Origin of the sequence: Scopulibacillus darangshiensis, assembly GCF_004341035.1 — a bacterium.
GTDB classification, from domain to species: domain Bacteria; phylum Bacillota; class Bacilli; order Bacillales; family Sporolactobacillaceae; genus Scopulibacillus; species Scopulibacillus darangshiensis.
Genome location: NZ_SLXK01000016.1, coordinates 23,382 through 48,709 on the forward strand (window position 1 = coordinate 23,382; position 25,328 = coordinate 48,709).

Annotated in this window: 25 protein-coding genes and 2 other annotated features (1 of these 27 only partly in view); of the genes, 24 read left to right on the forward strand and 1 reads right to left on the reverse strand. The window is 42.1% G+C overall.

The features are described 5' to 3' along the window. Positions 1-72, forward strand: a binding site (T-box leader); it begins 173 nt to the left of the window's first position. A gap of 46 nt (positions 73-118) precedes the next feature. Further along, positions 119-361: a binding site (T-box leader), on the forward strand. 85 nt (positions 362-446) lie between these two features. From argF to EV207_RS12000, 11 genes are all read left to right on the forward strand, one after another. After that, positions 447-1,445, forward strand: coding sequence for an ornithine carbamoyltransferase (argF, locus tag EV207_RS11950; RefSeq protein ID WP_132746384.1), 999 nt, complete (start codon positions 447-449; stop codon positions 1,443-1,445). A 21-nt stretch (positions 1,446-1,466) separates the two neighbouring features. Next, positions 1,467-2,708: an argininosuccinate synthase gene (locus EV207_RS11955; RefSeq protein ID WP_132746385.1), complete on the forward strand. Its 1,242-nt coding sequence runs from the start codon at positions 1,467-1,469 to the stop codon at positions 2,706-2,708. Between the two features lie 20 nt (positions 2,709-2,728). After that, the gene (gene argH / locus EV207_RS11960) at positions 2,729-4,099 is read left to right on the forward strand and encodes an argininosuccinate lyase (RefSeq protein ID WP_132746386.1); all 1,371 of its coding nucleotides are present in this window, start codon (positions 2,729-2,731) and stop codon (positions 4,097-4,099) included. Between the two features lie 13 nt (positions 4,100-4,112). After that, a complete protein-coding gene (argC, locus tag EV207_RS11965; protein WP_132746387.1) occupies positions 4,113-5,150 on the forward strand; it encodes an N-acetyl-gamma-glutamyl-phosphate reductase in 1,038 nt (345 codons plus the stop codon). 22 nt (positions 5,151-5,172) lie between these two features. Then, a complete protein-coding gene (gene argJ / locus EV207_RS11970; RefSeq protein ID WP_132746388.1) occupies positions 5,173-6,405 on the forward strand; it encodes a bifunctional ornithine acetyltransferase/N-acetylglutamate synthase in 1,233 nt (410 codons plus the stop codon). 15 nt (positions 6,406-6,420) lie between these two features. Further along, the gene (gene argB / locus EV207_RS11975; protein WP_132746389.1) at positions 6,421-7,227 is read left to right on the forward strand and encodes an acetylglutamate kinase; all 807 of its coding nucleotides are present in this window, start codon (positions 6,421-6,423) and stop codon (positions 7,225-7,227) included. Further along, a complete protein-coding gene (locus EV207_RS11980; protein ID WP_132746390.1) occupies positions 7,220-8,440 on the forward strand; it encodes an acetylornithine transaminase in 1,221 nt (406 codons plus the stop codon). The genes argB and EV207_RS11980 overlap by 8 nt, the downstream gene beginning before the upstream one ends. After that, positions 8,422-9,516 carry a carbamoyl phosphate synthase small subunit gene (locus EV207_RS11985; RefSeq protein WP_132746391.1) on the forward strand — a complete coding sequence of 365 codons (1,095 nt, stop codon included), beginning with the start codon at positions 8,422-8,424 and terminating at the stop codon, positions 9,514-9,516. The genes EV207_RS11980 and EV207_RS11985 overlap by 19 nt, the downstream gene beginning before the upstream one ends. Then, positions 9,500-12,739 (forward strand): carbamoyl-phosphate synthase (glutamine-hydrolyzing) large subunit, encoded by a 3,240-nt coding sequence (carB, locus tag EV207_RS11990; protein ID WP_132746392.1) that lies wholly within the window; start codon positions 9,500-9,502, stop codon positions 12,737-12,739. The genes EV207_RS11985 and carB overlap by 17 nt, the downstream gene beginning before the upstream one ends. Positions 12,740-13,190: 451 nt before the next feature. Then, positions 13,191-14,021 (forward strand): aldo/keto reductase, encoded by an 831-nt coding sequence (locus EV207_RS11995; RefSeq protein ID WP_132746393.1) that lies wholly within the window; start codon positions 13,191-13,193, stop codon positions 14,019-14,021. Positions 14,022-14,112: 91 nt separating this feature from the next. Beyond that, the gene (locus EV207_RS12000; protein ID WP_132746394.1) at positions 14,113-15,411 is read left to right on the forward strand and encodes an arsenic transporter; all 1,299 of its coding nucleotides are present in this window, start codon (positions 14,113-14,115) and stop codon (positions 15,409-15,411) included. A 2-nt stretch (positions 15,412-15,413) separates the two neighbouring features. Here EV207_RS12000 and msrA read toward each other — a convergent pair whose 3' ends face one another. Continuing rightward, positions 15,414-15,941, reverse strand: a complete 528-nt coding sequence (msrA, locus tag EV207_RS12005; protein WP_132746395.1) for a peptide-methionine (S)-S-oxide reductase MsrA — start codon at positions 15,939-15,941, stop codon at positions 15,414-15,416. Positions 15,942-16,067: 126 nt separating this feature from the next. Here msrA and EV207_RS12010 point away from each other — a divergent pair, with 126 nt between their 5' ends. From EV207_RS12010 to EV207_RS23065, 13 genes are all read left to right on the forward strand, one after another. Continuing rightward, complete coding sequence (locus tag EV207_RS12010) at positions 16,068-16,358, forward strand: DUF2087 domain-containing protein (protein ID WP_243647038.1); 291 nt, start codon at positions 16,068-16,070, stop codon at positions 16,356-16,358. Between the two features lie 9 nt (positions 16,359-16,367). Then, entirely contained in the window at positions 16,368-17,276 is a 909-nt protein-coding gene (locus tag EV207_RS12015; protein ID WP_341539801.1) for a DMT family transporter, read from the forward strand. A 299-nt stretch (positions 17,277-17,575) separates the two neighbouring features. Continuing rightward, positions 17,576-18,070, forward strand: coding sequence for a hypothetical protein (locus EV207_RS12020; protein WP_132746397.1), 495 nt, complete (start codon positions 17,576-17,578; stop codon positions 18,068-18,070). A gap of 223 nt (positions 18,071-18,293) precedes the next feature. Next, entirely contained in the window at positions 18,294-18,464 is a 171-nt protein-coding gene (locus EV207_RS23055; RefSeq protein WP_165886923.1) for a hypothetical protein, read from the forward strand. A 552-nt stretch (positions 18,465-19,016) separates the two neighbouring features. Beyond that, positions 19,017-19,280, forward strand: coding sequence for a DUF6933 domain-containing protein (locus EV207_RS23475; protein WP_243647039.1), 264 nt, complete (start codon positions 19,017-19,019; stop codon positions 19,278-19,280). Positions 19,281-19,712: 432 nt separating this feature from the next. Further along, a complete protein-coding gene (gene pyrH, locus EV207_RS12030) occupies positions 19,713-20,456 on the forward strand; it encodes a UMP kinase (protein WP_132746398.1) in 744 nt (247 codons plus the stop codon). Positions 20,457-20,551: 95 nt separating this feature from the next. Continuing rightward, a complete protein-coding gene (locus EV207_RS12035) occupies positions 20,552-21,451 on the forward strand; it encodes an ABC transporter ATP-binding protein (RefSeq protein ID WP_132746399.1) in 900 nt (299 codons plus the stop codon). Between the two features lies 1 nt (position 21,452). Beyond that, positions 21,453-22,190 (forward strand): ABC transporter permease, encoded by a 738-nt coding sequence (locus EV207_RS12040; RefSeq protein ID WP_132746400.1) that lies wholly within the window; start codon positions 21,453-21,455, stop codon positions 22,188-22,190. Positions 22,191-22,199: 9 nt separating this feature from the next. After that, the gene (locus EV207_RS12045) at positions 22,200-23,339 is read left to right on the forward strand and encodes a sensor histidine kinase (RefSeq protein WP_132746401.1); all 1,140 of its coding nucleotides are present in this window, start codon (positions 22,200-22,202) and stop codon (positions 23,337-23,339) included. Continuing rightward, positions 23,332-23,934 carry a response regulator transcription factor gene (locus EV207_RS12050; RefSeq protein ID WP_132746402.1) on the forward strand — a complete coding sequence of 201 codons (603 nt, stop codon included), beginning with the start codon at positions 23,332-23,334 and terminating at the stop codon, positions 23,932-23,934. The genes EV207_RS12045 and EV207_RS12050 overlap by 8 nt, the downstream gene beginning before the upstream one ends. A gap of 357 nt (positions 23,935-24,291) precedes the next feature. Continuing rightward, positions 24,292-24,807 carry an HNH endonuclease gene (locus EV207_RS12055; protein WP_165886924.1) on the forward strand — a complete coding sequence of 172 codons (516 nt, stop codon included), beginning with the start codon at positions 24,292-24,294 and terminating at the stop codon, positions 24,805-24,807. A 77-nt stretch (positions 24,808-24,884) separates the two neighbouring features. Further along, positions 24,885-25,058, forward strand: coding sequence for a hypothetical protein (locus EV207_RS23060; RefSeq protein ID WP_165886925.1), 174 nt, complete (start codon positions 24,885-24,887; stop codon positions 25,056-25,058). Continuing rightward, complete coding sequence (locus EV207_RS23065) at positions 25,055-25,231, forward strand: hypothetical protein (protein WP_165886926.1); 177 nt, start codon at positions 25,055-25,057, stop codon at positions 25,229-25,231. Before EV207_RS23060 ends, EV207_RS23065 begins: the two co-directional genes overlap by 4 nt. The last annotated feature ends 97 nt before the right edge of the window (positions 25,232-25,328 follow it).

The following is a 25,328-nucleotide window of genomic DNA, read 5'->3' on the forward strand; positions in this document are numbered from 1 at the left end:
TTCCGCGCATGATAGCGGAATAATGAGAGTGGTACCGCGGGTAAATGTTGTATACATACGCTCGTCTCTATTATATATAAGAGACGGGCGTTTTTATATTTTTTGGACAATGGAATAGGAATAATTGATGACAAAGAGAGTAATCGTATGGATCTGCGAAGCAGCAAGCCGGGGATGATGGGAGCCTGGTGCAGAACATGCGGTGAACCGCACTTTCGAGATGTCAGCCCGAACGAAAGCAATGCTTTCATAGGGATTGACCGGGTCCGCCCCCGTTAACAGTGAAGAGCCGGTTTCGCGAAAGTCAGCGAAACAACAAGAGTGGCACCGCGGGTAATCTATATCAATACTCGTCTCTTTTTCCGAGACGGGTATTTTTTGTTCTCATTTTTAGTTATCTATATATTGGCTATTTTCCCAATAGTGAAAATAAAGGAGTGAATGTGATGTTAAAAGTTAACCTGGGCAACCAACCTAAACCTGTGTCATTTGAATTAAAAGGCAAAGACTTTTTGACCCTGGCTGATTTGGAACCCAATAACCTTTGCCTCCTTCTAGATGAGGCAAAAGATATTAAAAATCTTCAAAAGAAAGGGATTCCGCATCCATATTTAAGCGGTAAGGTCCTTGGGATGATCTTTGAAAAATCGTCGACCAGAACCAGGGTGTCCTTCGAAGTAGGCATGATGCAGCTAGGCGGCCAAGCGATATTCTTGAGTTCAAAGGATATTCAGTTAGGACGGGGAGAGACGATTGAGGACACTGCAAAGGTGTTGTCCCGATATGTTGACGGCCTTATGATCAGGACCTTCGCCCATAAATCGATTGAAGAGTTCGCTTTACACTCTGAGGTTCCAGTCATTAACGGTCTGACCGACCTCCATCACCCGACACAAGTCTTAGCCGACTTATTAACAATCTATGAGCACAAAGGGGCGCTTTCCGGTCTGAAAATGTGCTATGTCGGTGACGGCAACAATAATATGTGCCATTCGCTGATGGAAGGAGCAGCAAGTAGCGGCATGCATCTTGCCATTGCCAGTCCAAACGGTTATGAACCTAATTTAAAAATAGTTGAAAATGCAAAACGAATCGGACAATTAACGGGAAGTCAAATTGATATCACAACTTCTCCAGAAGAAGCCATTGAACAGGCCGATGTTGTTGTGACGGATGTTTGGGCGAGCATGGGGCAAGAAGAGGAGCAGGAAAAGCGATTACAGACGTTTCGTCCGTATCAAGTCAATCAGTCGTTATGTTCCAAAGCAAAAGAGGATTTCATTTTTCTTCATTGCTTGCCGGCACATCGCGGAGAGGAAGTCACGTCAGACATTATTGACGGTCCGCACTCGGTCGTTTTTGATGAAGCAGAAAATCGGCTCCATGCACAGAAAGCCATTTTAAAAAACTTAATGAGTGATAAAGGTCAAACAAAAATTATTTAACATACAAAGGGGAGAATTACCATGACAAAAGAAAAGATCGTTTTAGCATATTCCGGAGGATTGGACACATCGGTATCAGTAAAATGGATACAGGAAAAATACGGTTACGATGTGATTGCACTTGGATTGGATGTCGGGGAAGGGAAAGATCTTGAAGCGATCAAACAGAAAGCGTTAGACGTGGGTGCAATAAAGGCGATCATGATTGATGGGAAGGACCTCTTAGCGAAAGATTATATTTTACCGGCATTAAAGGCAAACGCGCTGTATGAAGGGAAATATCCTCTTTCTTCTGCATTATCCCGTCCCTTAATCGCGAAGCTGTTAGTTGAAGTGGCGGAACAAGAGGGAGCTGTTGCCGTTGCACATGGCTGTACTGGCAAAGGCAATGATCAAGTTCGTTTTGAAGTGTCGATCCAAGCACTCAACCCTGATTTAAAGGTTGTGGCACCTGTTCGTGAATGGGGGATGACAAGAGATGAAGAAATCGCTTATGCAAAAGAGAAAGGGATTCCTATTCCCGTAGATCTCGACAACCCATTCTCCATTGACGCCAATATTTGGGGGCGTGCTTGTGAAGCAGGTGTATTAGAAAATCCTTGGGCAGAAGCGCCGGAAGCGGCATATGATTGGACGAATCCGATTCAGTCTACCCCAGATCAACCTGAGTATATCGATGTGACTTTTGAGGAAGGCGTGCCAGTGGCATTAAACGATGAAAAGCTGCCATTAGTTGAACTTATCGAAATCTTAAATGCAAAAGGCGGTCTCCACGGTATTGGCCGGATTGACCATATTGAAAATCGCCTTGTTGGCATTAAATCAAGGGAAGTGTATGAAAATCCAGCCGCAATGATACTAATCAATGCCCATAAGGAATTGGAATTTTTGACATTAACAAGAGAAACATCCCAGTTTAAAGCAACGGTCGATCAACAACTGGCTAAATTGATCTACGACGGGTTATGGTACTCACATTTGAGAAATGCCCTTGATGCTTTTATTGCTGAAACGCAAAAAGTAGTTACTGGGAAAGTTCGGATAAAACTCCATAAAGGCTCACACGTCGTGATCGGACGTGAATCGGCAAACAGCCTTTACAATGAAGAATTGGCAACTTACACCCAAGGCGACGCCTTTGATCACAACGCTGCTGTTGGTTTTATTAAATTATGGGGACTGCCAACAAAAGTCTTCTCTGAAGTGCATAAAAAAGAGGACTCATGTGTGGCGGAACCGGCAAATATGAATAACGGCCAATAAAAAGAAAGGAGGGGGATACTATGGCAAAGCTTTGGGGCGGACGTTTTACAAAAGAAACAAACAAACTTGTAGATAGCTTCACAGCTTCAATATCATTTGATCAAAAATTAGCTGAAGAAGATATTGAAGGGAGTCTCGCTCACGTCCAAATGCTCGGTGAGTGCGGCATAATCACTTCTGATGAAATGGAAAAAATAAAATCTGGATTAAACACCATTTTAAAAAAATTGAATACAGGGGAAATCGAATGGCAAGTCCAGCATGAAGACATTCATATGAACATCGAGAAACTGCTTATTGATGAAATCGGTCCGGTTGGAGGAAAGCTCCATACCGGCCGGAGCCGAAACGATCAAGTGGCAACAGATATGCACCTTTATCTTCGGAAGAAAACAAATGTACTCATAACTTTACTCGAAAAGGTCCAAACTGCTCTATTAGATCAAGCGAAGGGAAATATAGACACCATTTTACCAGGTTATACTCATCTGCAGCGCGCACAGCCTGTATCCTTCGCTCATCACCTTTTGGCCTATTTTTGGATGTTCGAGCGGGATAAAGAACGGCTTCAAGACAGCTTGAAGCGGATCAACATTTTACCATTAGGCGCCGGGGCGCTGGCGGGGACAACATTTCCAATTGACCGCGATCGGGTGGCTGAACTATTGGCTTTCGATGATGTCTATCCTAACAGCATGGATGCAGTAAGTGACAGGGACTTTATTCTAGAATTTTTATCAATCGCATCCATTCTAATGGTCCACATGTCGAGATTATCGGAAGAAATGGTGATTTGGAGCAGTCAGGAATTCCAGTTTATTGAACTTGACGATGCCTTTTGCACAGGATCAAGTATTATGCCGCAAAAGAAAAATCCGGATGTCCCTGAGTTATTAAGGGGAAAAACAGGACGCGTGTTCGGGGATTTAGTAAGTCTCCTGACGGTTTTAAAAGGATTGCCATTAGCCTATAACAAAGATCTACAGGAAGATAAGGAAGGCATGTTTGATACAGTGGAAACCCTAGAAGGGTCCCTAACCTTGCTTGCTCCTTTACTAGATACAATGGTGGTCAATACCGATAAAATGCGAAAGGCAGTGACGCAAGACTATTCAAATGCGACAGATATTGCTGATTATTTAGCTGTTAAAGGCGTGCCTTTCAGAGAAGCACATGAGATCATTGGAAAAATCGTCATCTATGCCATTGAAAAAGGAAAATATCTATTAGACTTGCAAATGGACGAATATAAAACATTTAGCCCTTTATTTAAAGAAGATGTCTATGAATACCTAACACCAGAACATGTTGTTGGAGCTAGAACTAGTAAAGGCGGCACAGCCGCTGGACAGATTGAACAACAGATTAAATTAGCGGAAAACCATATTTAAAAGGGGGACCAACATGAAAGTCGGCATCATTGGAGCAAACGGATACAGCGGGGTTGAACTGATTCGCTTACTAAAGCAGCATCCCAATGTTGACATTGAAATGCTCATTTCTCATTCGACAAGCGGTAAAAATGTCAAAGAGCTTTATCCTCATTTATCCGAAGTTTGTGAAAAGACTTTAGAAAGCATTGATGTTCAAGATGTATCGGACAGGGTTGATCTATTATTTTTCGCTACACCTTCAGGGGTCAGCCAAGGCCTGGTTCCTAAATTTATAAATAAGGGCGTGCCATGCATTGACTTGTCCGGAGACTTTCGTTTGAAAGACCCTGATGCCTATACAAAATGGTATCAGAAGCAAGGAGCTGACCGAAGTGATCTTGAGCAAGCTGTTTACGGTTTAGCGGAAATTAATCATAAGGAAATAAAAGAGGCGAAGCTGATCGCCAATCCTGGTTGCTATCCGACCGCTTCATTATTAGGCATTCTTCCAGCAATAAAGATGGGCATCACCCAGCCTGACACATTAATCATTGATGGAAAATCAGGGATTTCAGGAGCGGGCAGAGGCGTTTCAATCGGGTCACATTTTTGTGAAGTCAATGAAAATATTAAAGCTTATAAGCTTGGCAGCCATCAACATATTCCAGAGATTGAACAAACCATACAGGACAATGCAGGGATTGACACAAACATAAGTTTTTCTCCCCATCTTGTACCGATGACAAGGGGGATCATGTGCACGATCTACGCCGATTTGAAGCAGCAACTATCCACTGAAGAAATCGTGGGATATTATAAGGACTTTTATCATAAAAGCCATTTTGTAAGAGTTAGAGAGCCTGGTGTTTGGCCGGCTACCAAAGAAGTATATGGATCGAACTATTGTGACATTGGATTAATTGCTGATTCCCGCACCAATAGGCTAACCGTGGTTTCAGTCATCGATAACGTTGTCAAAGGGGCTTCCGGGCAGGCGGTTCAAAATATGAATCTTTTAAATGGCTGGGACGAATGGACGGGACTAAACCTGACTCCCGTGTATCCATAAAGAAAATGAAGGAGGATAAGAGATGACTCAGATTATAGATGTTGATATTGAACACATTCATGCATTATCTCATGGCGGTGTCGCCGCCCCAAAAGGATTTAAAGCCGGTGGCCTTCATTGCGGCATTAAGTATAAGCGGCCTGATCTTGGCTGGATCCATTCTGAAGTACCAGCTAATGCGGCAGCTGTCTACACCACCAATCAGTTCCAAGCTGCTCCTTTACTCGTTACGCAAGACAGTATTGCCATTGAACAAAAACTGCAATCTGTCGTCGTCAACTCCGGAGTCGCCAATGCTTGTACCGGTGATGAAGGAATGACCAATGCGTATCACATGAGGAAATTATACGCTGAGCATGTTGTGGCAGAAGAACACCATATAGCTGTTGTTTCAACCGGATTAATCGGTGAACAGCTTCCTATGGAAAAGGTCAGCCATGGCATTCAGCAAATTGCCTTAGAGGATATGAATGAAGATCTATTCGAAAAAGCGATTTTAACGACGGATACAGCGACAAAACATGTGGCCCTGCAAATGGAGATTGATGGAAAGACAATCACGATCGGCGGAGCAGCAAAGGGTTCAGGAATGATTCATCCCAATATGGCAACGATGTTAGCCTTTATGACCACAGATGCTGCCGTTTCGCAAACTTATCTTCATCAAGCCTTAAAAGATATTACAAACAAAACATATAACATGATAACGGTCGACGGCGATACAAGCACAAATGACATGGTCCTCGTCATGGCTAATGGACTCGCGGAAAACAAACCCTTATCAAAAAAACACCCGCAATGGGACTTATTTGTAAAAGGATTAGAACACGCGTCGCAAACATTGGCAAAAATGATTGCTAGAGATGGCGAAGGTGCAACAAAACTTGTTGAGGTACAGGTTAAGGGTGCGGCTGATGATCATGCAGCACAGGCTATCAGTAAAGCCGTTGCCGGGTCAAACCTTGTTAAAACGGCCATTTACGGCACAGACCCAAATTGGGGCAGAATTGTTTGTGCTGTTGGATATAGCGGCAAGCCTATTGATACCAACAACATCAAAGTTACATTGGGGCCAGTTACCGTCGTAGAAAAAGGCTTGCCTGTCCCATTTAATGAAGAAGAGGCCAAAAGTTATTTACATCAAGAAAACATTCACATTGCCGTTGAACTGGATGAAGGACAAGGTACAGCCACAGCATGGGGCTGCGATTTAACCTACGATTATGTCAAAATCAATGCTTCTTATAGGACATAAGGGGGCTTTTTGCAAATGACCTATCTCGTTATCAAATGCGGCGGCAGTGTACTGGAAAAATTACCTGAATCATTCTATGAAAACATCATCAAGCTGCAAGAAAGCGGACAATACCAGCCTGTTATTGTCCACGGCGGCGGACCGCTCATATCCAGCCTGCTTAACAAGTTAAATATCAAAGTAACTTTTCATGACGGATTGCGTGTCACAACAGAAGAGGTGCTTGATATTGTCGAAATGGTCTTAAGCGGTAAAGTAAACAAACACATTGTTAAGAATCTGTATAAAGCTGGCGGTAAAGCGTTTGGTCTAAGCGGTGTTGACGGAAATTTACTGACAGCTGCTCCAATTGAAGAAGGCGGCAATCTTGGCTTTGTCGGAAAGATCGTCGATGTTCAAACGGATGGGTTGAAACTGCTGACTGAACAAGGCACCATCCCTGTGATCTCTCCCATTGCGTTAGACGCTAAGGGCCAGCGGTACAACATTAACGGTGATACAGCGGCAGCAGCAGTTGCAAAGGCTCTAAAGGCCAGGCTCTGTTTTATAAGCGACATTCCAGGCATTTGGGTTGAAACTGAAGGAAAGAAAACAGTTATGAAGCAAATTACCCGGAAAAAAATCTTACAATTGATCGATGACAAAGAAATCGTCGGAGGAATGGTACCAAAAGTCAAAGGAGCAATGGAAAGTCTTAAGGATGGGGTACCCGAGGTCGTGATTTTGAACGGTCTTGATGATAAGAGTTTACTGGATTATGCAAACGGCGGAGAAGCTGGCACAAAAATTACCCTTGATGAGGAGGTGGTTACCCATGCCTGAACAATTAACGACAACCCAGTCATTAATGGCGACCTATCAGCGTTTTCCCCTTGAATTAGCAAAGGGAAAGGAAAGCTTTGTTTGGGATACAGACGGTAATCGATATTTGGATTATACATCGGGCATCGCAACTTGCAACCTGGGGCATGTACCTGATGAAGTTAAGGAAAAAGTGGAGCACCAGCTTAGTCAGCTTTGGCATTGTTCAAACCTATACCAAATCCCGCAGCAGGAGCAGTTAGCCGACATACTCATCCAAAAATCGTGTCTTGATCAAGTTTTCTTTTGTAACAGTGGTGCTGAAGCGAATGAGGCGGCAATTAAGCTGGCCAGAAAATACTCGCAAAAGATCAAGCAACAAAAGGCATTTGAAATTGTAACGTTTAATCAATCATTTCATGGCAGGTCCATGGCAACCTTATCGGCCACTGGTCAGGAGAAAATCCAAGATGGCTTTTACCCTCTTGTCGATGGCTTCCGCCACTTGCCTTTTAATAATTTTGAAGCCTTGAATGAGGTATCTAATGGCAGAACCTGTGCTGTTCTTCTTGAACTAATCCAAGGAGAAGGTGGCGTCATCCCTGCCGATATAGAATGGGTTCAAGAGCTCGCAAGAATCTGCCAAAGAAATGGCTTGCTGCTGATGGTTGATGAAATCCAAACGGGTATTGGCAGAACAGGAACTCTTTTTGCTTATGAACAATATGGCATTGAACCAGATGTCATTACGTTAGCCAAAGGATTGGGCTCAGGTTTTCCAATAGGAGCGATGCTTGCTAAGACAGATGCTGCCAAGGCATTCGATCCCGGCAGCCACGGCAGCACATTCGGAGGTAACCCTTTAGCTGCAACGGCTGGCAAAGCAACACTTGAAACGATCCAACGTTATCACTTGCTTGAGTCGGTGCAAGAAAACAGCAAGTATTTAAAGCGGAAATTAGACATATTGAAAACTAAGTTTCATCATTCGATTGTTGAGATTCGGGGAAAAGGGATGCTTTTAGGGGTGGTTACAAAACAGGATGCCATTACGGTTGTCCATGAGGCAAGAAAAAAGAAGGTGCTCATTTTGTCGGCTGGTCAAAATGTTGTACGAATATTGCCTCCTTTGACAACAGACCGTGCAGAAATTGACTCGTTCCTTTCTGTCATGGAAGAGATTTTTGACAGCCTAGAGAAAGAAGGGGAGGACCTATGGAAAAAGGATATTTAGTCCTGGAGACCGGCGATATATTTGAAGGGATGTTGATCGGCAAGAAAACCATTTCTGCCGGTGAGGTCGTTTTCAATACTAGCATGACCGGATACCAGGAAATCCTTACAGACCCGTCGTATGCCGGGCAAATGATCACCTTTTGTTACCCGCTGATCGGGAATTACGGCATCAATCATTTTGATGATGAGAGCTCGAAGCTCCATTTGTCAGGAGCAATTATCAGCGATTTATGTCTGTCACCAAGCCATTTTCAGTCGGTCAAAACCTTTGCCGAACATCTTGAAGAAGCAGGTATTCCTTGCATCGCAGGCGTTGATACAAGGGCGATTGTAAAGAAGATCCGAAAATACGGGACGATGAAAGGCTTAATTACAACGTCACCTGATCAAGGGTTGGTAAAATCTTTTGTTCATGATCCAATCTTTAAGACTTCCATGATCGATAAGGTATCAGTAAAAAATATAAAACAGTATGCGGGTGACGGACCGCACATTGCGTTAGTCGACTACGGCTATAAAAAGTCGATGCTCCAGGCGCTTTTGAATGAAAGGTGTAAGGTGACGGTCATACCATATTCTACAACATTTACTGAGCTTTCATCCCTAAAGCCTGACGGTGTGATGTTCAGTAATGGGCCCGGGGACCCAATGGCACTTCAAGCGTTATTTCCAGAAGTCAAAAAAATAACGGAGCATTTTCCAACCCTCGGGATATGTTTGGGACATCAAATGATCGCCTTAGCCTATGGCGCAACAACAGAAAAACTGCTATTTGGCCATCGCGGCGCTAATCACCCCGTTAAAGAAATGCTAACGGGCAAAGTTTGGATGACATCTCAGAACCATAGCTATGTCGTAACACATAACAGCATTAACACGGATATATTTGCTGTAACTTACCAGAACGTCAATGACCGAACGATTGAAGGGTTGAAGCATAAAAGCCTGCCTATCGAAACTGTCCAGTTTCATCCAGAAGCTCACCCTGGTCCGGATGATACCCATTATATCTTCGAAACCTTTATTCAAACGCTAAGAAATGCAGGTGACATAACTTATGCCGCAACGAGATGATATTCAAAAAGTGTTAGTCATTGGGTCTGGTCCAATCGTGATTGGGCAGGCCGCTGAATTCGATTATGCCGGGACACAAGCATGCTTGGCTTTAAAAGAAGAAAATATTGAAGTTATTTTAATCAATAACAATCCAGCGACCATTATGACAGATGAAAAAGTGGCAGACAAGGTCTATATTGAGCCGCTGACAATTGAATCGATTGAAGATATTATTAAGAAAGAAAAGCCTGATGGTGTGATTGGCACACTTGGCGGCCAAACGGGATTAAATTTGGCTGTTCAATTATATGAAAAGCAGATTTTGCAAAAATATCATGTTGAATTGCTTGGCACATCCGTCGACTCCATTCAAAAAGGGGAAGACAGGGAAAAATTTCGGCAGTTAATGCTTGATATAGATGAACCAATTCCGGAATCAAAAATTATCCACACATATGAAGAAGGGCTCAAATTCGCCGAAGTCATAGGCTTTCCTGTGATCATTCGCCCTGCTTATACACTTGGCGGTTCGGGAGGCGGCTTTGCTGAAAATGTTGAGGAATTAGAATTGGTATTAAATAGAGGACTGAGTCTGAGCCCTATTCATCAAGTGCTTATTGAGAAAAGCATCAAAGGCTGGAAAGAAATCGAATATGAGGTCATGCGTGATGCGAATGATACATGCATGATCGTCTGCAACATGGAAAATATCGATCCCGTAGGTGTTCATACAGGAGATTCCATCGTTGTTGCACCATCGCAAACCTTGTCAGATGTTCAATATCAAATGCTCAGGAACGCTTCACTCAAAATCATCAGGGCATTAGAAATAGTTGGCGGATGCAATATCCAATGTGCTCTTAATCCTGATTCAAATCAATATGTGATTATTGAGGTTAACCCAAGGGTGAGCCGTTCCTCTGCTTTAGCTTCAAAAGCAACAGGCTATCCGATCGCAAGAATTGCTGCAAAATGTGCAATAGGGTATCACCTTGATGAAATCTTAAATCCGATCACCGGAACAACTTACGCATCATTTGAACCGGCACTCGATTACGTCGTCATGAAAATGCCCCGTTTCCCATTTGACAAGTTTACAGAGGCGGATCGGACGCTTGGTACACAAATGAAAGCTACCGGCGAGGTGATGGCGATTGACCGAACCTTTGAAGGGGCATTAAACAAAGGGTTACGGTCGATGGAATTAGGGCTATGCAGTCTTCATTTTCCTGGATTTAAAAAGGCGGAATCTGAAGAACTCATGTACCATTTGGAAAAAACAACCGATTTGCGTTTGTTTGCCGTTGCCGAATTGTTAGAAAGAGGGATGACAACAAAAGAGGTCTGGCAAAAGACAAAGATTGATCCATGGTTCTTAGAGCGAATAAAAGGGATAATTGATCTCGAACAGAAATTGAAAACTTATTCATGGGAACAGATGCCTTTATCCCTCCTTAAGCAAGCCAAGCAAATCAATATCAGTGATAAACGGCTTGCCCAAATCTATAAAACGACTGAACACGAGGTAAGACATAAATGCAAGACATCAGGCATAAAACCGGGATATAAGCTTGTCGATACCTGCGCTGCAGAATTCGAAGCGGAGACCCCATATTATTATTCGACATGGGCTGGGGAAGATGAGGCCGATGTCAGCAATAGCCCAAAAATCCTTGTTATTGGTTCCGGCCCAATCCGAATCGGGCAGGGCATTGAATTTGATTATTGTTCTGTTCAGGCGGCTTTGGCTGTAAAGAAAAAAGGCTACGAAGCGGTCGTCATTAACAATAATCCCGAAACAGTCAGCACCGATTACACAATTGCCGATCGTCTCTATTTCGAGCCTTTGGCGTTGGAAGACATTTTAAATGTCGCAGAAAAAGAAAACGTCAATGGTGTGCTGATCCAGTTTGGCGGACAAACGGCTATTAATTTAGCTAAAGCATTAGAAAACGAAGGTCTGCATGTTTTGGGCACAACGACCGGGGCTATTGATCAATTGGAGGATCGCAAGCAGTTTTATGACATTCTTAAGAAACTGAAGATCCCGCACATTGAGGGTGAAACTGTCAACCACATTGATGACCTGAAATCTGCCGCCGTCAAACTTGGTTTTCCAGTTCTTGTCCGGCCATCATACGTCATTGGCGGTCAATCGATGTTCATTTTTAATCATTTGGATGAATTAGAACACTATATACAATATCACGGTGTGTTTGATGACCAATCCTGGCCATTATTAATTGATCGCTATATTCCTGGCCTGGAATGTGAGGTAGATGCGGTCAGCGATGGGGAACAGATTTTAATACCGGGGATTTTCGAGCATATTGAAAAGGCTGGCGTCCATTCAGGAGACAGTGTAGCGGTATTCCCGCCCGTATCCCTCTCGGAAAACATCACTTCGACGATTGTTTCTTATACGGAAACGATTTGCAAGGAACTTAAGGTACGCGGATTGATGAATATCCAGTTTGTCATTTCAGATGACACCGTATATGTTCTTGAAGTTAATCCGCGGGCGTCACGAACGATCCCTATAATTAGCAAAATAACAGGTGTCCCTATGGTAGAAAGGGCCGTGTCTGTGCAGCTTGGTGAAACCCTGAAAAAACAAAAGTGTGAATCCGGCCTTTTAGGGGAACCTGATTTTTACTCAGTCAAAGCACCGGTTTTTTCATCGGCAAAATTGAAGGATGTTGACCATGTTCTAGGGCCGGAAATGAAATCAACGGGTGAACTGCTAGGGCTGGGGTTTACATTTGAAGATGCGCTAGAGAAAGCATTGTTTCCGCAAGGCGAGAATATTTTTAAAGATGCATCGGAAAAACCCCTCATTATATGTTCGGTATCAGAACAGGAGAAAACCGAAAGCATCGGCATTATAACTGCGCTGCAGAGCAGGGGATTTCAAATTGCCGCTACACAAAGTACGGCCACGTTCTATCAACATCAAGGCATCAATGTACCATTTGTTGTTAAGGATATTTCTTCTATAAAAGAACATCTGAAAAAAGAGAACGTGGCGGCGGTGATCAACATTCCAACTCAAGGCCGTAAAAAAACATCCTTTGGATTTAATTTAAGAGAGCTTGCCGTCCGCTATCAGGTCCCGTTATTCACCTGTTTGGACACGGTAAAGGCAGCATTATCACTCCCTCAGAAAAGGATCCCATCTTCGGTATTAACACTTTCAGAATATAGAGAGGACAGCCTTGAGCCTTTGGACTTAAACCGTTAAAACGGTTTAAGTCTTTTTTTGGTTAATCAGAAAGTATAACTTTCTGACGCACATAAGTGCAACTACGCCTCTGTCTTCGCCAAAGGCTCGCCAATCGGCGAGTTTTCTTTATCGTTTAGGAAGGGATAAAGTAGTCGTCTTGTGACTTCCGGATAAATCATCAATTATTTGTATAAATGATGTTAGGACTTTTATCGGACTGTGATTCCGTTATTCGGTTATTCAAGAGGTTATTTGAGTTAATTTTTAGCAAATAACGGAATCTGAGTCCTATAATGGATGAGCGAAGCTTTTATTGCCATTTGTCAGGGTTTTCAGCTTCGGCGGCGGGCTGACATATGCGGGATTACTAATAAAATGGATGTGCTAGGCCCATAACATAAGCATTACCTTTTACCTTCACCTGAGATCTATGAGATCATATGATTATCCATTAAAGGAGGCGTTAATCATGGTCAAAAGCTTAATTGAGGGGGCAACACTACATAATGGTGTTAACATGCCATGGCTCGGACTTGGCGTGTGGAAAATGGCAAATGACGAAGAAGTGATGACCGCTGTCAAAGGGGCGCTTGGTGCGGGCTACCGAAGCATTGATACGGCAGCAGTTTACAAAAATGAAGAGGGCGTTGGGAAGGCTATAAAACAAAGCGATGTCCCTCGCGATGATATCTTCTTAACCACAAAAGTATGGAATAGCGACCAAGGCTATGACTCGACATTAGAAGCATTTGAGGCAAGCTGTCAGCGTCTAGGTGTTGATTACCTTGATTTGTACCTCGTCCATTGGCCCGTTGAAGGGAAATATAAGGAAACATGGCGCGCCCTTGAAAAATTATACACTGACGGCAAAGTACGAGCGGTCGGGGTCTGCAACTTTCACACTCATCATCTAAAAGATTTGTTGGCGGAATCAAAAATTAAACCGATGGTCAATCAAGTGGAATGCCACCCGCTGCTTAACCAGAAAGAGCTTCACGATTTTTGCAGAGCAGAAGGCATTCAATTAGAAGCCTGGAGCCCGCTCGGCCAGGGTCATCTTCTTGAAGACCCTACGATAAAAGACATCGCTTCCAAATATGGGAAGACGCCCGCGCAGGCAATCATTCGCTGGGATTTGCAGCGCGGCATTGTGACCATCCCGAAATCATCAAACCCAAACCGTATCGGGCAAAACGGGGATGTATTCGACTTTGAACTGTCGAAAGAGGATATGGACCACATTGATGCATTAAATAAGAATGAAAGATATGGTCCTGATCCAGATCATTTTGATTTTTAATGTAAAGATGGGAAAAGAGCTGTTCTTTTTTGGACAGCTCTTTTATTATGTACATATGTGCATTTTGCTGTGACTTTAAGGAGGAAAACTTTTGGTATCAGTGATTTTAGCGTTAGTTATCTTTTTATCAACTTTGATATTAGTGATTTGGCAGCCCAAAGGCCTTGGGATTGGCTGGACGGCATGCGGCGGGGCAATCCTCGCTCTTATTGCCGGAGTGGTGAGTTTTCATGATGTCAGAGCGGTCACTGGCATTGTCTGGAACGCTACGTTCACGTTTGTTGCCATCATAATCATATCGCTTATTCTTGATGAAATCGGTTTCTTTGAATGGGCGGCACTCCATATGGCGAGGGCGGCAAAAGGACATGGCGTCAGAATGTTTATCTTCATTACGCTTCTAGGTGCTATCGTCTCTGCCCTTTTTGCCAATGACGGGGCAGCGCTGATTTTAACGCCAATTGTCCTGGCTATGGTCCGCGCCCTGAATTTCAAAGAAAAAATGGTTTTGCCTTTTATTATGGCAAGCGGCTTTATTGCGGACACAACATCACTTCCTTTTGTGGTCAGTAACTTGGTGAACATTGTCTCAGCCGATTTCTTTAACATTGGCTTTGGCGAATATGTCTCAAGAATGATCATACCGGATCTCTTTGCTTTAGGGGCAAGCATCCTTGTGTTATATCTCTTTTTCAGAAAAAGCATTCCGAAATGCTATGATCATGACCAATTAAAAGAACCAAGAGATGTTATAAAAGATGAGCGGATGTTCCATCTGTCATGGTATGTTCTCGCCATCTTGCTTGCTGGCTATTTCGTTGGCGAGTTGTTCCATATCCCTGTCTCTTTCATTGCAGGGGTAATCGCAGTATTCTTTTTAATCATGGCTAAGGGGAGCCCAGTTGTTAAAACAAAGCGGGTCATAAAAGGGGCCCCATGGGCTATTGTCTTTTTCTCAATTGGTATGTATGTCGTTGTCTATGGTTTGAAAAATGTCGGTCTAACCACGGTATTAGCTGATGTGATTCAAGGCGCTGCCCACCAAGGACTTTTCGCAGGTACGGTCGGCATGGGCTTTATTGCTGCTATTCTATCATCCATTATGAATAACATGCCGACCGTCATGATCGATGCCTTGGCTATTGCTAATACGGATACGAGCGGCATCATGAGAGAAGGACTCATCTATGCCAATGTCATTGGTTCAGACTTGGGACCAAAAATCACGCCGATCGGCTCGTTGGCGACATTATTGTGGCTCCATGTTCTATCCAAAAAAGGGGTCAAAATCACATGGGGCTATTATTTTAAAATCGGCATTCTATTAACAATACCTACCTTATTTATTACTCTAATAGGACTTTACATGTGGCTGTTATTCATTTACTAAAGTTACCAATTCTTCTGAATGAATTGATTGCGCCCGGATTCTGCACGCTCCTCTTTGTAGCGGTCCGGGTTCTTTTTGTAGAAATGCTGATGATAAGCTTCAGCAGGATAGAAGGTGGCAGCAGGGAGGATTTGTGTAACGATCGGTTTATTGAACCGTCCGCTTTTTTCCAAATCAAGCTTCGATTGCTCTGCCATTGCCTTCTGCCTATCATTATGGTAAAAAATCGCCGTCCTATATTGAGGCCCGCGGTCAAAGAACTGCCCGCCTTCGTCGGTCGGATCAGTTTGCGGCCAATACAATGCAAGTAGCTCTTCATATGGGAAGACTTCTGGATCGAAGGTGATTTGAACAACCTCATAATGACCTGTTTTTCCTGTACAAACCTCTTCATAAGTAGGGTTCTTAACATGTCCCCCAGAATAACCGGAAACCACTTGATGAATGCCGGGCTGCTCGTCAAACGGTTTCACCATACACCAAAAGCAACCTCCCGCAAATGTTGCTTGTTCAAGGTTTTTATCTTTCATCGCCAATTTCCTCTCCTTCTGTTCTGTAAGCTTTAGATTATCATAGACATTTTAACGTTGGCAATTATCGCTGCTTGGCTTTATCATATCAGGTATGGGAATCACATACATAAGGGGGCGACGGTGGTGGATGACCGTTATGCGATAACGAAAGAAGAACAAGAGCAGGTTATTTCAAAGTACTTCACACCGGAAGGAACTTTAGCGCAGTTTCCAAGTAAAGAAAAGAGAAAGATCATTATCCTGAATGAACTCAATAACCGTTGTTTTCAGCCAGGTAAAGAATACAATGAAAAGGAGATTAATGCTTTGATCAAACCGATTTATTCCGACTTTGTAATGATCAGACGTTATTTAATTGAATATGGTTTTCTTGACAGAAAAAAAGATGGGGCAGCTTATTGGGTTAAAGAGTAGGGAGGCACGATGATGGGCAAGCAAAAGGCGTACGGTTTTGCGATCCTAGGTGCCGCGTTGTGGGGTTTAATTGGCTTATTTGTTAAAGGGCTCTATGAATTCGGTTTTACGCCCTGGGAGGTTGTGGCCATCCGGGTAATCGCGTCCTTCATCATCATGGTTAGTGCCCTTGGCTTTTTAAATCGTGACCTGTTGAAAATCAAGGCAAAAGACAGCTTTTATTTTATTGGCACTGGGATCATCAGCATTGTCTTTTTTAACTGGTGCTATTTTGCTGTGATCGATCAATCTTCTTTATCTCTGGCTGTTATTTTATTGTATACTGGACCCATTTTTGTGGCACTCATCTCCAGGCTGTTATTTAAAGAGGCCTTAACACGGTCTAAGCTGACAGCACTGATCAGTACGATCACAGGCTGCGGATTTGTTGTTGGCTTGCTTCCTTTTTTTAAGGTGACTGTCTCATGGTATGTGCTGCTCGTTGGGCTTGGTTCCGGTTTTTGTTATGCCCTTTACAGTATCTTCGGAAAATATGTCAGCAGCAAGTATTCATCATTGACAATCACAACCTATTCCTTTTTATTTGCCAGCCTATTCATGATTCCAGCCGGCGGTTTGTGGGATAAAGCCAGATTATTTTTAAACTGGGAAGTGCTTGCCCTAAGTATCGGACTCGGCCTTATTCCTACATGTCTTGCCTATATTTTATACACAAACGGCCTGTCATCCATTGAGGCAAGCAAGGCGTCCATTCTCGCCACCATTGAACCTGTCGTAGCAATCATACTTGGTGTGACAGTCTTACATGATGCATTTTCAAGCTGGCAGTTCATTGGCATTTTGCTAGTTTTCGTTGCTATCCTATTAACAACTGAAAGAAAAAAGGCAAATAAAAAATCTGCCATGATCGATTCATAGTCTCTATTTCTTCAGTTCAATATATTCTCTAAGCTGCTTTCATTACCCCAATTCTTTACGCCAGATCGCATTCCGGAAGCCTTGCTTGGGAAAACTAAATCAAAACTGGAGATGGACACTTTTAGTTTTACCTATAATGAATATCGCAAGTTTATCCGGTTTCACAAGGCTTTTTTCTTTCATCTTTAAATTTATCTTTCCACTTTTAGCTGGTACAACCCTAGTCACTATTATTAGTTCTTTTTGGATTGATAACAAATTACAACGAACAGGAAAAGGTTACAGGCTATCTAATTGAATTGCTTGAAAAGATCAATGTTATTCTATTTCGTATTGAAAATGAACTTTTTAGTTTTTCAGACTTAAATTTTTTAACAGGGTTTACCATTTATGAAATCGACGGTAATGTTCTAAGAAAGATCCCTAATGCTGATCATGGGACAACTGGCGCAAGTAAAGATGTTATTCCTCTAGATGATGGAAAGTACGAAAATTATGCTTCTGTACGATTAGCAAAGGAAAAGGATAAAACGAAATATACCCTCCCATTACAACAAGAAGTACGCAACGGTTATTATATTGTTTCATACCGCATGAACATGGGAATAGATCCAAATAAGATATGGATATTTAACTTTCACGTCAATTCTGAAACTAATGAAATGGCGTGGAATTTGCTACAAAACGATGATATACTTAATGTAAGTGAAGTGTATCGTTTATTCCATGCGTTATGTCTGATAATTCTTAGGAATGAAAATGGAATGGAGGAATTTCGCAATGTCAGTTCTTAAGGAAAAGGTTAGGACCATAGAGTTCCGTTCACAAAAAGAAATAAATAAACGCCGTCAACTAGAGCGCGAGCAATCAATCAATAAGGTACATGAAAGGGTAAAAAAAATTCTCAATGGTCAAATAACAGATAATAAATAGGTCAAAACCAAAATACATTTTATATCTTGGTTTTTTAGGGTAATAACTTTTCTAACAGCATACAATAATTATCAGGTGATCAACATGAAAAACATAAGCCAAGAAGGCCAAGATAAGGCAAAAATTATACCGTATAAATCGTTGCCTAAAAGTGTCCAGTTTAAATCAATGAAACAAATTATTGAAGAAAACAGATCGAAAAGAGCAGACATGATTAAGAAGTTAAATAAGAAATGGATGAATAACAAAAGTTAATCCTGAATAACTTGCATTCGGATCTCTTGAAATTGAGGTCCGATTTTTTATTTATAATTATGATATTATTATAGTATAAAAGCCGGAAACGCTTTGGGTATATTGGCATTTAGAAGTAAATCAATAATATTATGGTGGATTATATTGGCAGTTAATATTACACAAGGACTAGGCTTTGTTATGATTCCATCGTCTTGGGTTCAGCGTAGACTAACAACATAAGCACGTGCGCTTCCTGCGTTACGGAAGCTCCTAAAGAGGTAAGGCGAAGAATTCGAATTTTTGGCGGAAATAATACATCACGGCTTTTCAAAAAACGCATGATACCGAAAAAATCTCATGCGTTTTTGCAACTCAATTAAGGCGCCGACGGCTCAATAGCAGCATATGCGAACGCCCGTCAAAATACTTCCCCAGCACCGGTCAATGGATGATGAAAGCTTTCTACATACATATCAATTAGATGCTAGCGAGTATGAAGAGATTTCTAACTTTTTTTCATATATAGAGACAAACCTTTACACCATAATTAGAAATGGAGGCGGAAAATGTATGCTGACGATTCAATGTACCAAAAAGCTAAGGGATGAATTAAAGATACAACCTCTTAAAGAAGTGGAAAGTAATGATCCCCTATACTCTTGGCATGCTGATCTGTTTTTAGTTAATCGCAAGAAATGTGTCCTGGTCCTTAATAATAAGACGAGGTATAATTTTGTTCTATATGGCCTAAAAAAGCCGGACTTAAAGAACCTTGATGAGATTATTATTAAAAATATCGCAGAAAATTTAAAAGCCGACTTAACCGTTTTCTGAATCGTTTTGTGATGCTAAAGTTGCCGGAAACGTATTCAGGTGACGCCATGAGAAATGCCTTAGCTGGTATTTGACATTGCACATAAATGTAATCTTTTGTATAATTTAATGAGTTTATATTGACGAAATCAAATTTAGGGAAGAGGGAGGAGTTCTTATGGCGAAACCCATGGCGTTTTTTCGTTTTACTTATTCCTTTCCGCTTCCTATTTTACTTTTCAGGGACAGGGGCTATTAGCCTTTGTTCCTTTTTTTATACTTTAAGAATGTTTAACGCTAAAGCAAAAAAGCGGAACAAAGTATAAGTGCACTGGCTAAAAAGCGTAACATCCTGTTACAACGCAAGTACTTGCACGTCATGTGCGGCGCAACTAAAGCTTTCGCCATTAAAAGCGCGTCAAGTTTTCTTTATGTAAAAAAAGGAGGATGATCATGACCAAATATAAAAGGGTACTGATTAAGTTAAGCGGGGGAGCTTTGGCTGATTCTGATGGGAACAGTTTTGATTCCGATCATCTTAATCATATCGCAAATGAAGTTTTATCGATTGTCAACATGGGCACTAAAGTCTCGATCCTTGTTGGCGGCGGTAATATTTTCAGGGGAAAGCTTGCCGAAAGATGGGGGATTGACCGGGTTGAAGCCGACAGTATCGGTACTCTGGGGACGGTTATTAACAGCCTCATGCTTAGAGGTGTATTAAAAAGCAAAACCGACAAGGAAATCCGTGTCATGACCTCCATACCCGTTTCAACCTTTGCGGAGCCCTACATCCGGCTGCGCGCCATCCACCATTTGGAAAAAGGTTACATTGTAATTTTTGCAGGCGGCAACGGTCAGCCTTTTGTGACAACCGACTATCCAAGCGTTCAGCGTGCTTTGGAAACAGAATGTGATGCGATCTTTGCTGCCAAACAGGGTGTCGATGGCGTCTTTACAAGTGACCCCAAACAGGATAACCATGCAAGAATGTACAGGAACCTCAATTATAAAGATGTTGTCCAAAATGATATTCAAATCATGGACCAATCCGCTTTATTGCTTGCTCGGGATTACAGCTTGCCTGTCCATATTTTTAATTTCGACAAACCCGGCGTCATGAAGAAACTATGCCAAGGAGAGCACATTGGGACGCTTATTAGCCATGAGAAAACACAAATATCTAAAACTAAATAATATGACATTTGTCATATCCATTTTATGACGTTTTCTACTGACCCGAATACCATTCCCATCGTACAATAAACATATCATGATGGGGGTGAAGAAGGTTGGATAGTATTGTCACTTTAAAAGAAATAACGAAGACGTACAGAGCTCAAAAAGCAGTCGATCATGTCTCATTCTCGATTAACAAAGGTGAAGTTGTTGCCATTCTTGGATCCAATGGAGCCGGAAAGACAACGACAGTCATGATGATGCTTGGTTTACTGGCGCCAACCCACGGGACCGTTCAGCTTTTTAATAAAGATCCAAGGAGTAAGGCGGTTCGGGAAAAGATTGGGGCGATGTTGCAGGAAGTCAGTGTCATGGATGGCCTTAAGGTCAAAGAGCTGCTCCAGCTATTCCGCAGTTACTATCCTAATCCGTTGACCGTGGAAGAATTAATCAATTTAACAGGCTTAGAAGAAGCTGATTTAAAAAAGAGGACTGAAAAGCTTTCAGGCGGGCAAAAACGAAGGCTGGGATTTGCATTAGCGCTGGCAGGAAACCCGGATTTATTATTTTTTGATGAACCCACTGTTGGGATGGATATTACCGCACGCGGGCGATTTTGGGATACCATTCGCACTTTCGCAAAGGCTGGCAAAACAATCATTTTCACGACTCATTATTTGCAGGAAGCTGATGACTCAGCGGAGAGAATCATTTTATTTAATAAAGGCGCCGTTGTTATGGATGGCACACCGCAAGAAGTCAAACAAAAGCTTTCAAAGAAATCCGTCTCATTTATAACAGATGACGAGGTGCCGCTTAAGGTGTATGAGCAGCTTCCGAAAGTGACCCATGTCTATCGAAAAAGAGAACGGGTTTATCTTAATACAGATGATACGGATGCTGTGATCAAAGCATTGATAAAAGAAGACTATAACATGAGCCATATTCAGATTGAACAAGGCCGGCTAGAAGAGGCATTCGAGCAGTTAGTGGCTGGTAGGGAGGTATTGTAAAATGGGCGTCTTAGGGATGCAAGTTAAGATGGAGATTTTAAGAATACTCAGAAACCCCTATTTTGTTTTTTGGTCACTGTTCATGCCCATTTTATTTTATTTCATCTTTACTAAAATAGTTAATACAGGTGCCGCCGATCAATCACAATGGCAGGCGCATTATCTCATGTCCATGGCATCTTTCAGCGTGATGGGGTCAGCCATCATGACACTTGGCATTCGGATGGTTCAGGAACGAACACAAGGATGGTCGACATTTGTTCGGATAACACCACTTTCTGGCAGTGTTTATTTTTTCGCCAAAATGTCAGGTCAGATGGTGATTCATATCCTTTCGATCATCGTTATTTTCATTGCCGGAGCTTTGATTAACAGTGTATCGCTGTCTTTGATGGCATGGATCGGATCTGGGCTGTGGCTCCTGATTGCCTCCCTGCCATTTCTCGGACTCGGTATATTGGTTGGAACAATGAAAAGAGTTGATACGGCAGCTGGTGTGAGCAATGTCGTGTATATGCTACTCGCGATCACTGGAGGGCTGTGGTTCCCAATGGATATCCTCCCACATTTCATACAGGCGATTGGCAAATGGCTGCCGGCCTATAATTTTGGCAATGGCGCATGGGCGATTGTCGAAGGGAAAACACCGAATCTGAGCAATATTTTGATTTTAACAGCATATCTGATTCTGTTCATGATAATATCAAATTATATTAGAAAAAAACAGGAGGCGGTGTAGCCCTATACAATGAAAGAGAACAAAGGCTTTCAGTTCTTCCCGAGACAATTTGGGTTTTTTCCTTATGTCTTCTTGGTGTATGTCATCTTGCCTATTATCTATTTAATTCATGAAAACACCATTAAGCTGCTTACCGGCTTTTTATTAGTGGCGATATTCCTTTTGACTTACCGCCAGCTTTATTTTGCCGCAGGGACTAGGAAGTTTTCCTACTGGCTGTCATTACAGTTGACTGTCATTTTTGTACTAAGTACTTTCTATAGTCCCTACAATTTATTTTTAGGCTTCTTTTCTGCTAACTTTATTGGCTGGTATACAAACAAAAAGGCCTTTAACAGGGCGTTATTTGCTTTTATCATTGTCGAACTCGTCCCTTTAATGATCTATGCTTTTGTATCAGATATTCGCGACCTTCTTTTTTTTATCCCATTTTTTATAGTCATGATTATGTCGCCGTACGGCGTTAAATCAATGATGAGGCGGGTGGAGCTCGAGAAACAGCTTGATTTGGCAAATGAGCAGATCAAGATGCTGGTTAAAAGGGAAGAGCGGGTGCGGATCGCCCGTGATCTCCATGATACACTGGGGCATACCTTGTCACTGATCACACTGAAAAGCCAGTTGGTGGAGAAACTCTCTATGAAAGATCCCGAACGGGCGAGAAAAGAGGCGGAAGAAATCGAACATACCTCCCGTGCAGCGTTAAAACAAGTCCGTGAGCTCGTGTCGGATATGCGGTCAGTCACGATAGGCGAAGCCCTTTTGGAAATGCGGGAGATATTAAAAGCCTCAAATATCTCATTTTGTTATCAAGGCGTGAGCAAAACAGATAATGTACCCGCCCTTACACAAAATATACTTGGTATGTGTCTGCGCGAAGCCGCGACGAATATCGTTAAGCATAGCCGTGCTAACCATTGCCATGTTGTTATTAGGAGAAGTAAACGAGAGATAGAAATTATTATCAGCGATGACGGGATAGGATTCGGGAATAAGAACGTAAATGGCAATGGTTTAAAAGGGATGGAGGAGCGGCTCGCACTCATTGAAGGGTCATTGTCGTTGACATCCCATAACGGGACCGAATTGTCACTCCGCGTTCCAATTATCATTAAACAAAACACGGAGGAAGAGGTGCTTTGTGATTAATATTATCATTGCTGAGGACCAGCGGATGCTGCGTGGTGCCCTAGGGTCTTTATTAGATTTAGAAGAGGATATTAATGTCATTGGACAGGCTGAAAATGGGGAAGAGGCACTCAAGTTAATATTGGCTCTTAAACCGGACATTTGCCTTATGGATATCGAAATGCCCATGAAAAGCGGGTTGGAAATTGCCGAGGAATTGAAGCAAAGCGGGTCATCATGCCGGATCATTATTTTAACGACCTTTGCCCGGCCCGGCTATTTCGAACGCGCAGTAGAAGCTGATGTGCAGGGCTATCTATTAAAAGACGGGTCCAGTGATGATCTCGCCGCGGCTATCCGCCGTGTCATGGAAGGAAAGCGCGAATTTTCACCCGAGCTTGTTATGAGTCATATGCGGGATAGGAACCCTTTAACAGACCGTGAACGTGAGATCCTGCATTTGATCGCTTCGGGGAAAACGGCTAAGGAGATATCAACGCATCTTTTTTTATCACCCGGCACCGTCCGTAACTATACCTCTGACATTTTTAATAAGTTAAATGTAAAAAACCGAATTGAAGCCATCAGTATTGCGGAAGAGAAGGGGTGGATATAGGATAAACGAGCTTCATATAACATAACAAAAGGTGGCTGTTTTTATACCGTCAATGACTAGCTTGGCAAGTTCATCAGGGCTACTTAATAGACTCTAACCCTGACCCGCCCTTTTTGGGGTGGTTTTTTATTATCCTTATCTAAGCGAAAAATTTGTCCTTTAGTTAACGAAGTATGATATAATTTTACTTATGGGAACGTTTGTTCCCTAACCGCACAAAACCACTCCAAAGTTTGACATTCCTATCTACCCTAAAATCCTAAGTTCCAAATAAAACAACTAAAAAGTTTATAGAATTGGGTGTTCATGATGCCTTATGGACAAGCATGTCAACTATATACAACGTGTAAGATGTGCATGAAAAACAAATATGCGCTAGAGTTCCCACGCCATGTTGAGATAAGAAACACAAGATGGGCAAAAGGCTTCTATTGCCGCGAATGTCACAATGGAGACGGTGAACAATGGATTGACCTTTTCGATTACCCATATAATTACGACAGCACGTTATTATTAGGCAAAACGATTAAAGTTAGGGGAAGGAGGAAAAAGGGGTGGTTTCAATATTATCTTACAATAAAGCGGGCAAAACAATTAGTGCAGGAAGGAGCAGCTAGTATAGTCCACCCAGGGCTCATTCATTTACTATACAACAAAAAGGAACTCAGAAGGTTAATCATTGAAGGCAATCATTTTATTTGTTTTTATTGCGGAGAATATGGCGATACAATCGACCACATCATCCCCAAATCCAAAGGCGGCCTCACTACACCCAAAAACTGTGTTTGTGCCTGCCTTCAATGTAATCAATTAAAAAATGATCTGACATTGGCGGAATTTTTGGAAAGGCACAAAATGACAAATGTTACTTAACTCCACTTTAAAATCAGTCGAAATTTAAGTCCAAAATGTAATTTTAAAAGATTAATATTTTCGGGAGGTTGTTATTATTGTCAGAATCGGCGAAGATATTTATAAGTTCTGCTGCTGACCCCATGGATTCATTTTGGTCAGAAGATAACGTACGACGCTTTAAAGACGATATCTTGCGTGATATAATGGAAACAGAACCAGCACTTTTCCGCGATTTTGCTATAAAGCTAATAGGAGGGGTTAAGCAATGACCACAAAGTTTCTTCGTTTTGAAGATGATAAGGTCATCCACGTTGCCTCTGGATCCATAAATGCTGATAAAAATTACATTGAAGCAAAGGCAAAACGGTTTGATGAAACTAATCGTCGTTTACAACAAGCATTTGGTAAATACAAAAGACGTAATAACTCTAACCACAAATAAATTGGAATAATACGTCTATTCAACAATCAAATGTTCACCATAAATTTTTTAAGACTTCTTTCCGAAGAGGTCTTTTTAGTAGGTACAGATAATGCCA

Coding starts and splice junctions, on each gene's coding strand:
- argF (WP_132746384.1), top strand. CDS start 447: ATGTTAAAAGTTAACCTGGGCAACCAACCTAAACCTGTGTCATTTGAA.
- EV207_RS11955 (WP_132746385.1), top strand. CDS start 1,467: ATGACAAAAGAAAAGATCGTTTTAGCATATTCCGGAGGATTGGACACA.
- argH (WP_132746386.1), top strand. CDS start 2,729: ATGGCAAAGCTTTGGGGCGGACGTTTTACAAAAGAAACAAACAAACTT.
- argC (WP_132746387.1), top strand. CDS start 4,113: ATGAAAGTCGGCATCATTGGAGCAAACGGATACAGCGGGGTTGAACTG.
- argJ (WP_132746388.1), top strand. CDS start 5,173: ATGACTCAGATTATAGATGTTGATATTGAACACATTCATGCATTATCT.
- argB (WP_132746389.1), top strand. CDS start 6,421: ATGACCTATCTCGTTATCAAATGCGGCGGCAGTGTACTGGAAAAATTA.
- EV207_RS11980 (WP_132746390.1), top strand. CDS start 7,220: ATGCCTGAACAATTAACGACAACCCAGTCATTAATGGCGACCTATCAG.
- EV207_RS11985 (WP_132746391.1), top strand. CDS start 8,422: ATGGAAAAAGGATATTTAGTCCTGGAGACCGGCGATATATTTGAAGGG.
- carB (WP_132746392.1), top strand. CDS start 9,500: ATGCCGCAACGAGATGATATTCAAAAAGTGTTAGTCATTGGGTCTGGT.
- EV207_RS11995 (WP_132746393.1), top strand. CDS start 13,191: ATGGTCAAAAGCTTAATTGAGGGGGCAACACTACATAATGGTGTTAAC.
- msrA (WP_132746395.1), bottom strand. CDS start 15,941: ATGAAAGATAAAAACCTTGAACAAGCAACATTTGCGGGAGGTTGCTTT.
- EV207_RS12015 (WP_341539801.1), top strand. CDS start 16,368: ATGATGGGCAAGCAAAAGGCGTACGGTTTTGCGATCCTAGGTGCCGCG.
- EV207_RS23055 (WP_165886923.1), top strand. CDS start 18,294: ATGAAAAACATAAGCCAAGAAGGCCAAGATAAGGCAAAAATTATACCG.
- EV207_RS23475 (WP_243647039.1), top strand. CDS start 19,017: ATGCTGACGATTCAATGTACCAAAAAGCTAAGGGATGAATTAAAGATA.
- pyrH (WP_132746398.1), top strand. CDS start 19,713: ATGACCAAATATAAAAGGGTACTGATTAAGTTAAGCGGGGGAGCTTTG.
- EV207_RS12040 (WP_132746400.1), top strand. CDS start 21,453: ATGGGCGTCTTAGGGATGCAAGTTAAGATGGAGATTTTAAGAATACTC.
- EV207_RS12045 (WP_132746401.1), top strand. CDS start 22,200: ATGAAAGAGAACAAAGGCTTTCAGTTCTTCCCGAGACAATTTGGGTTT.
- EV207_RS12055 (WP_165886924.1), top strand. CDS start 24,292: ATGAAAAACAAATATGCGCTAGAGTTCCCACGCCATGTTGAGATAAGA.
- EV207_RS23065 (WP_165886926.1), top strand. CDS start 25,055: ATGACCACAAAGTTTCTTCGTTTTGAAGATGATAAGGTCATCCACGTT.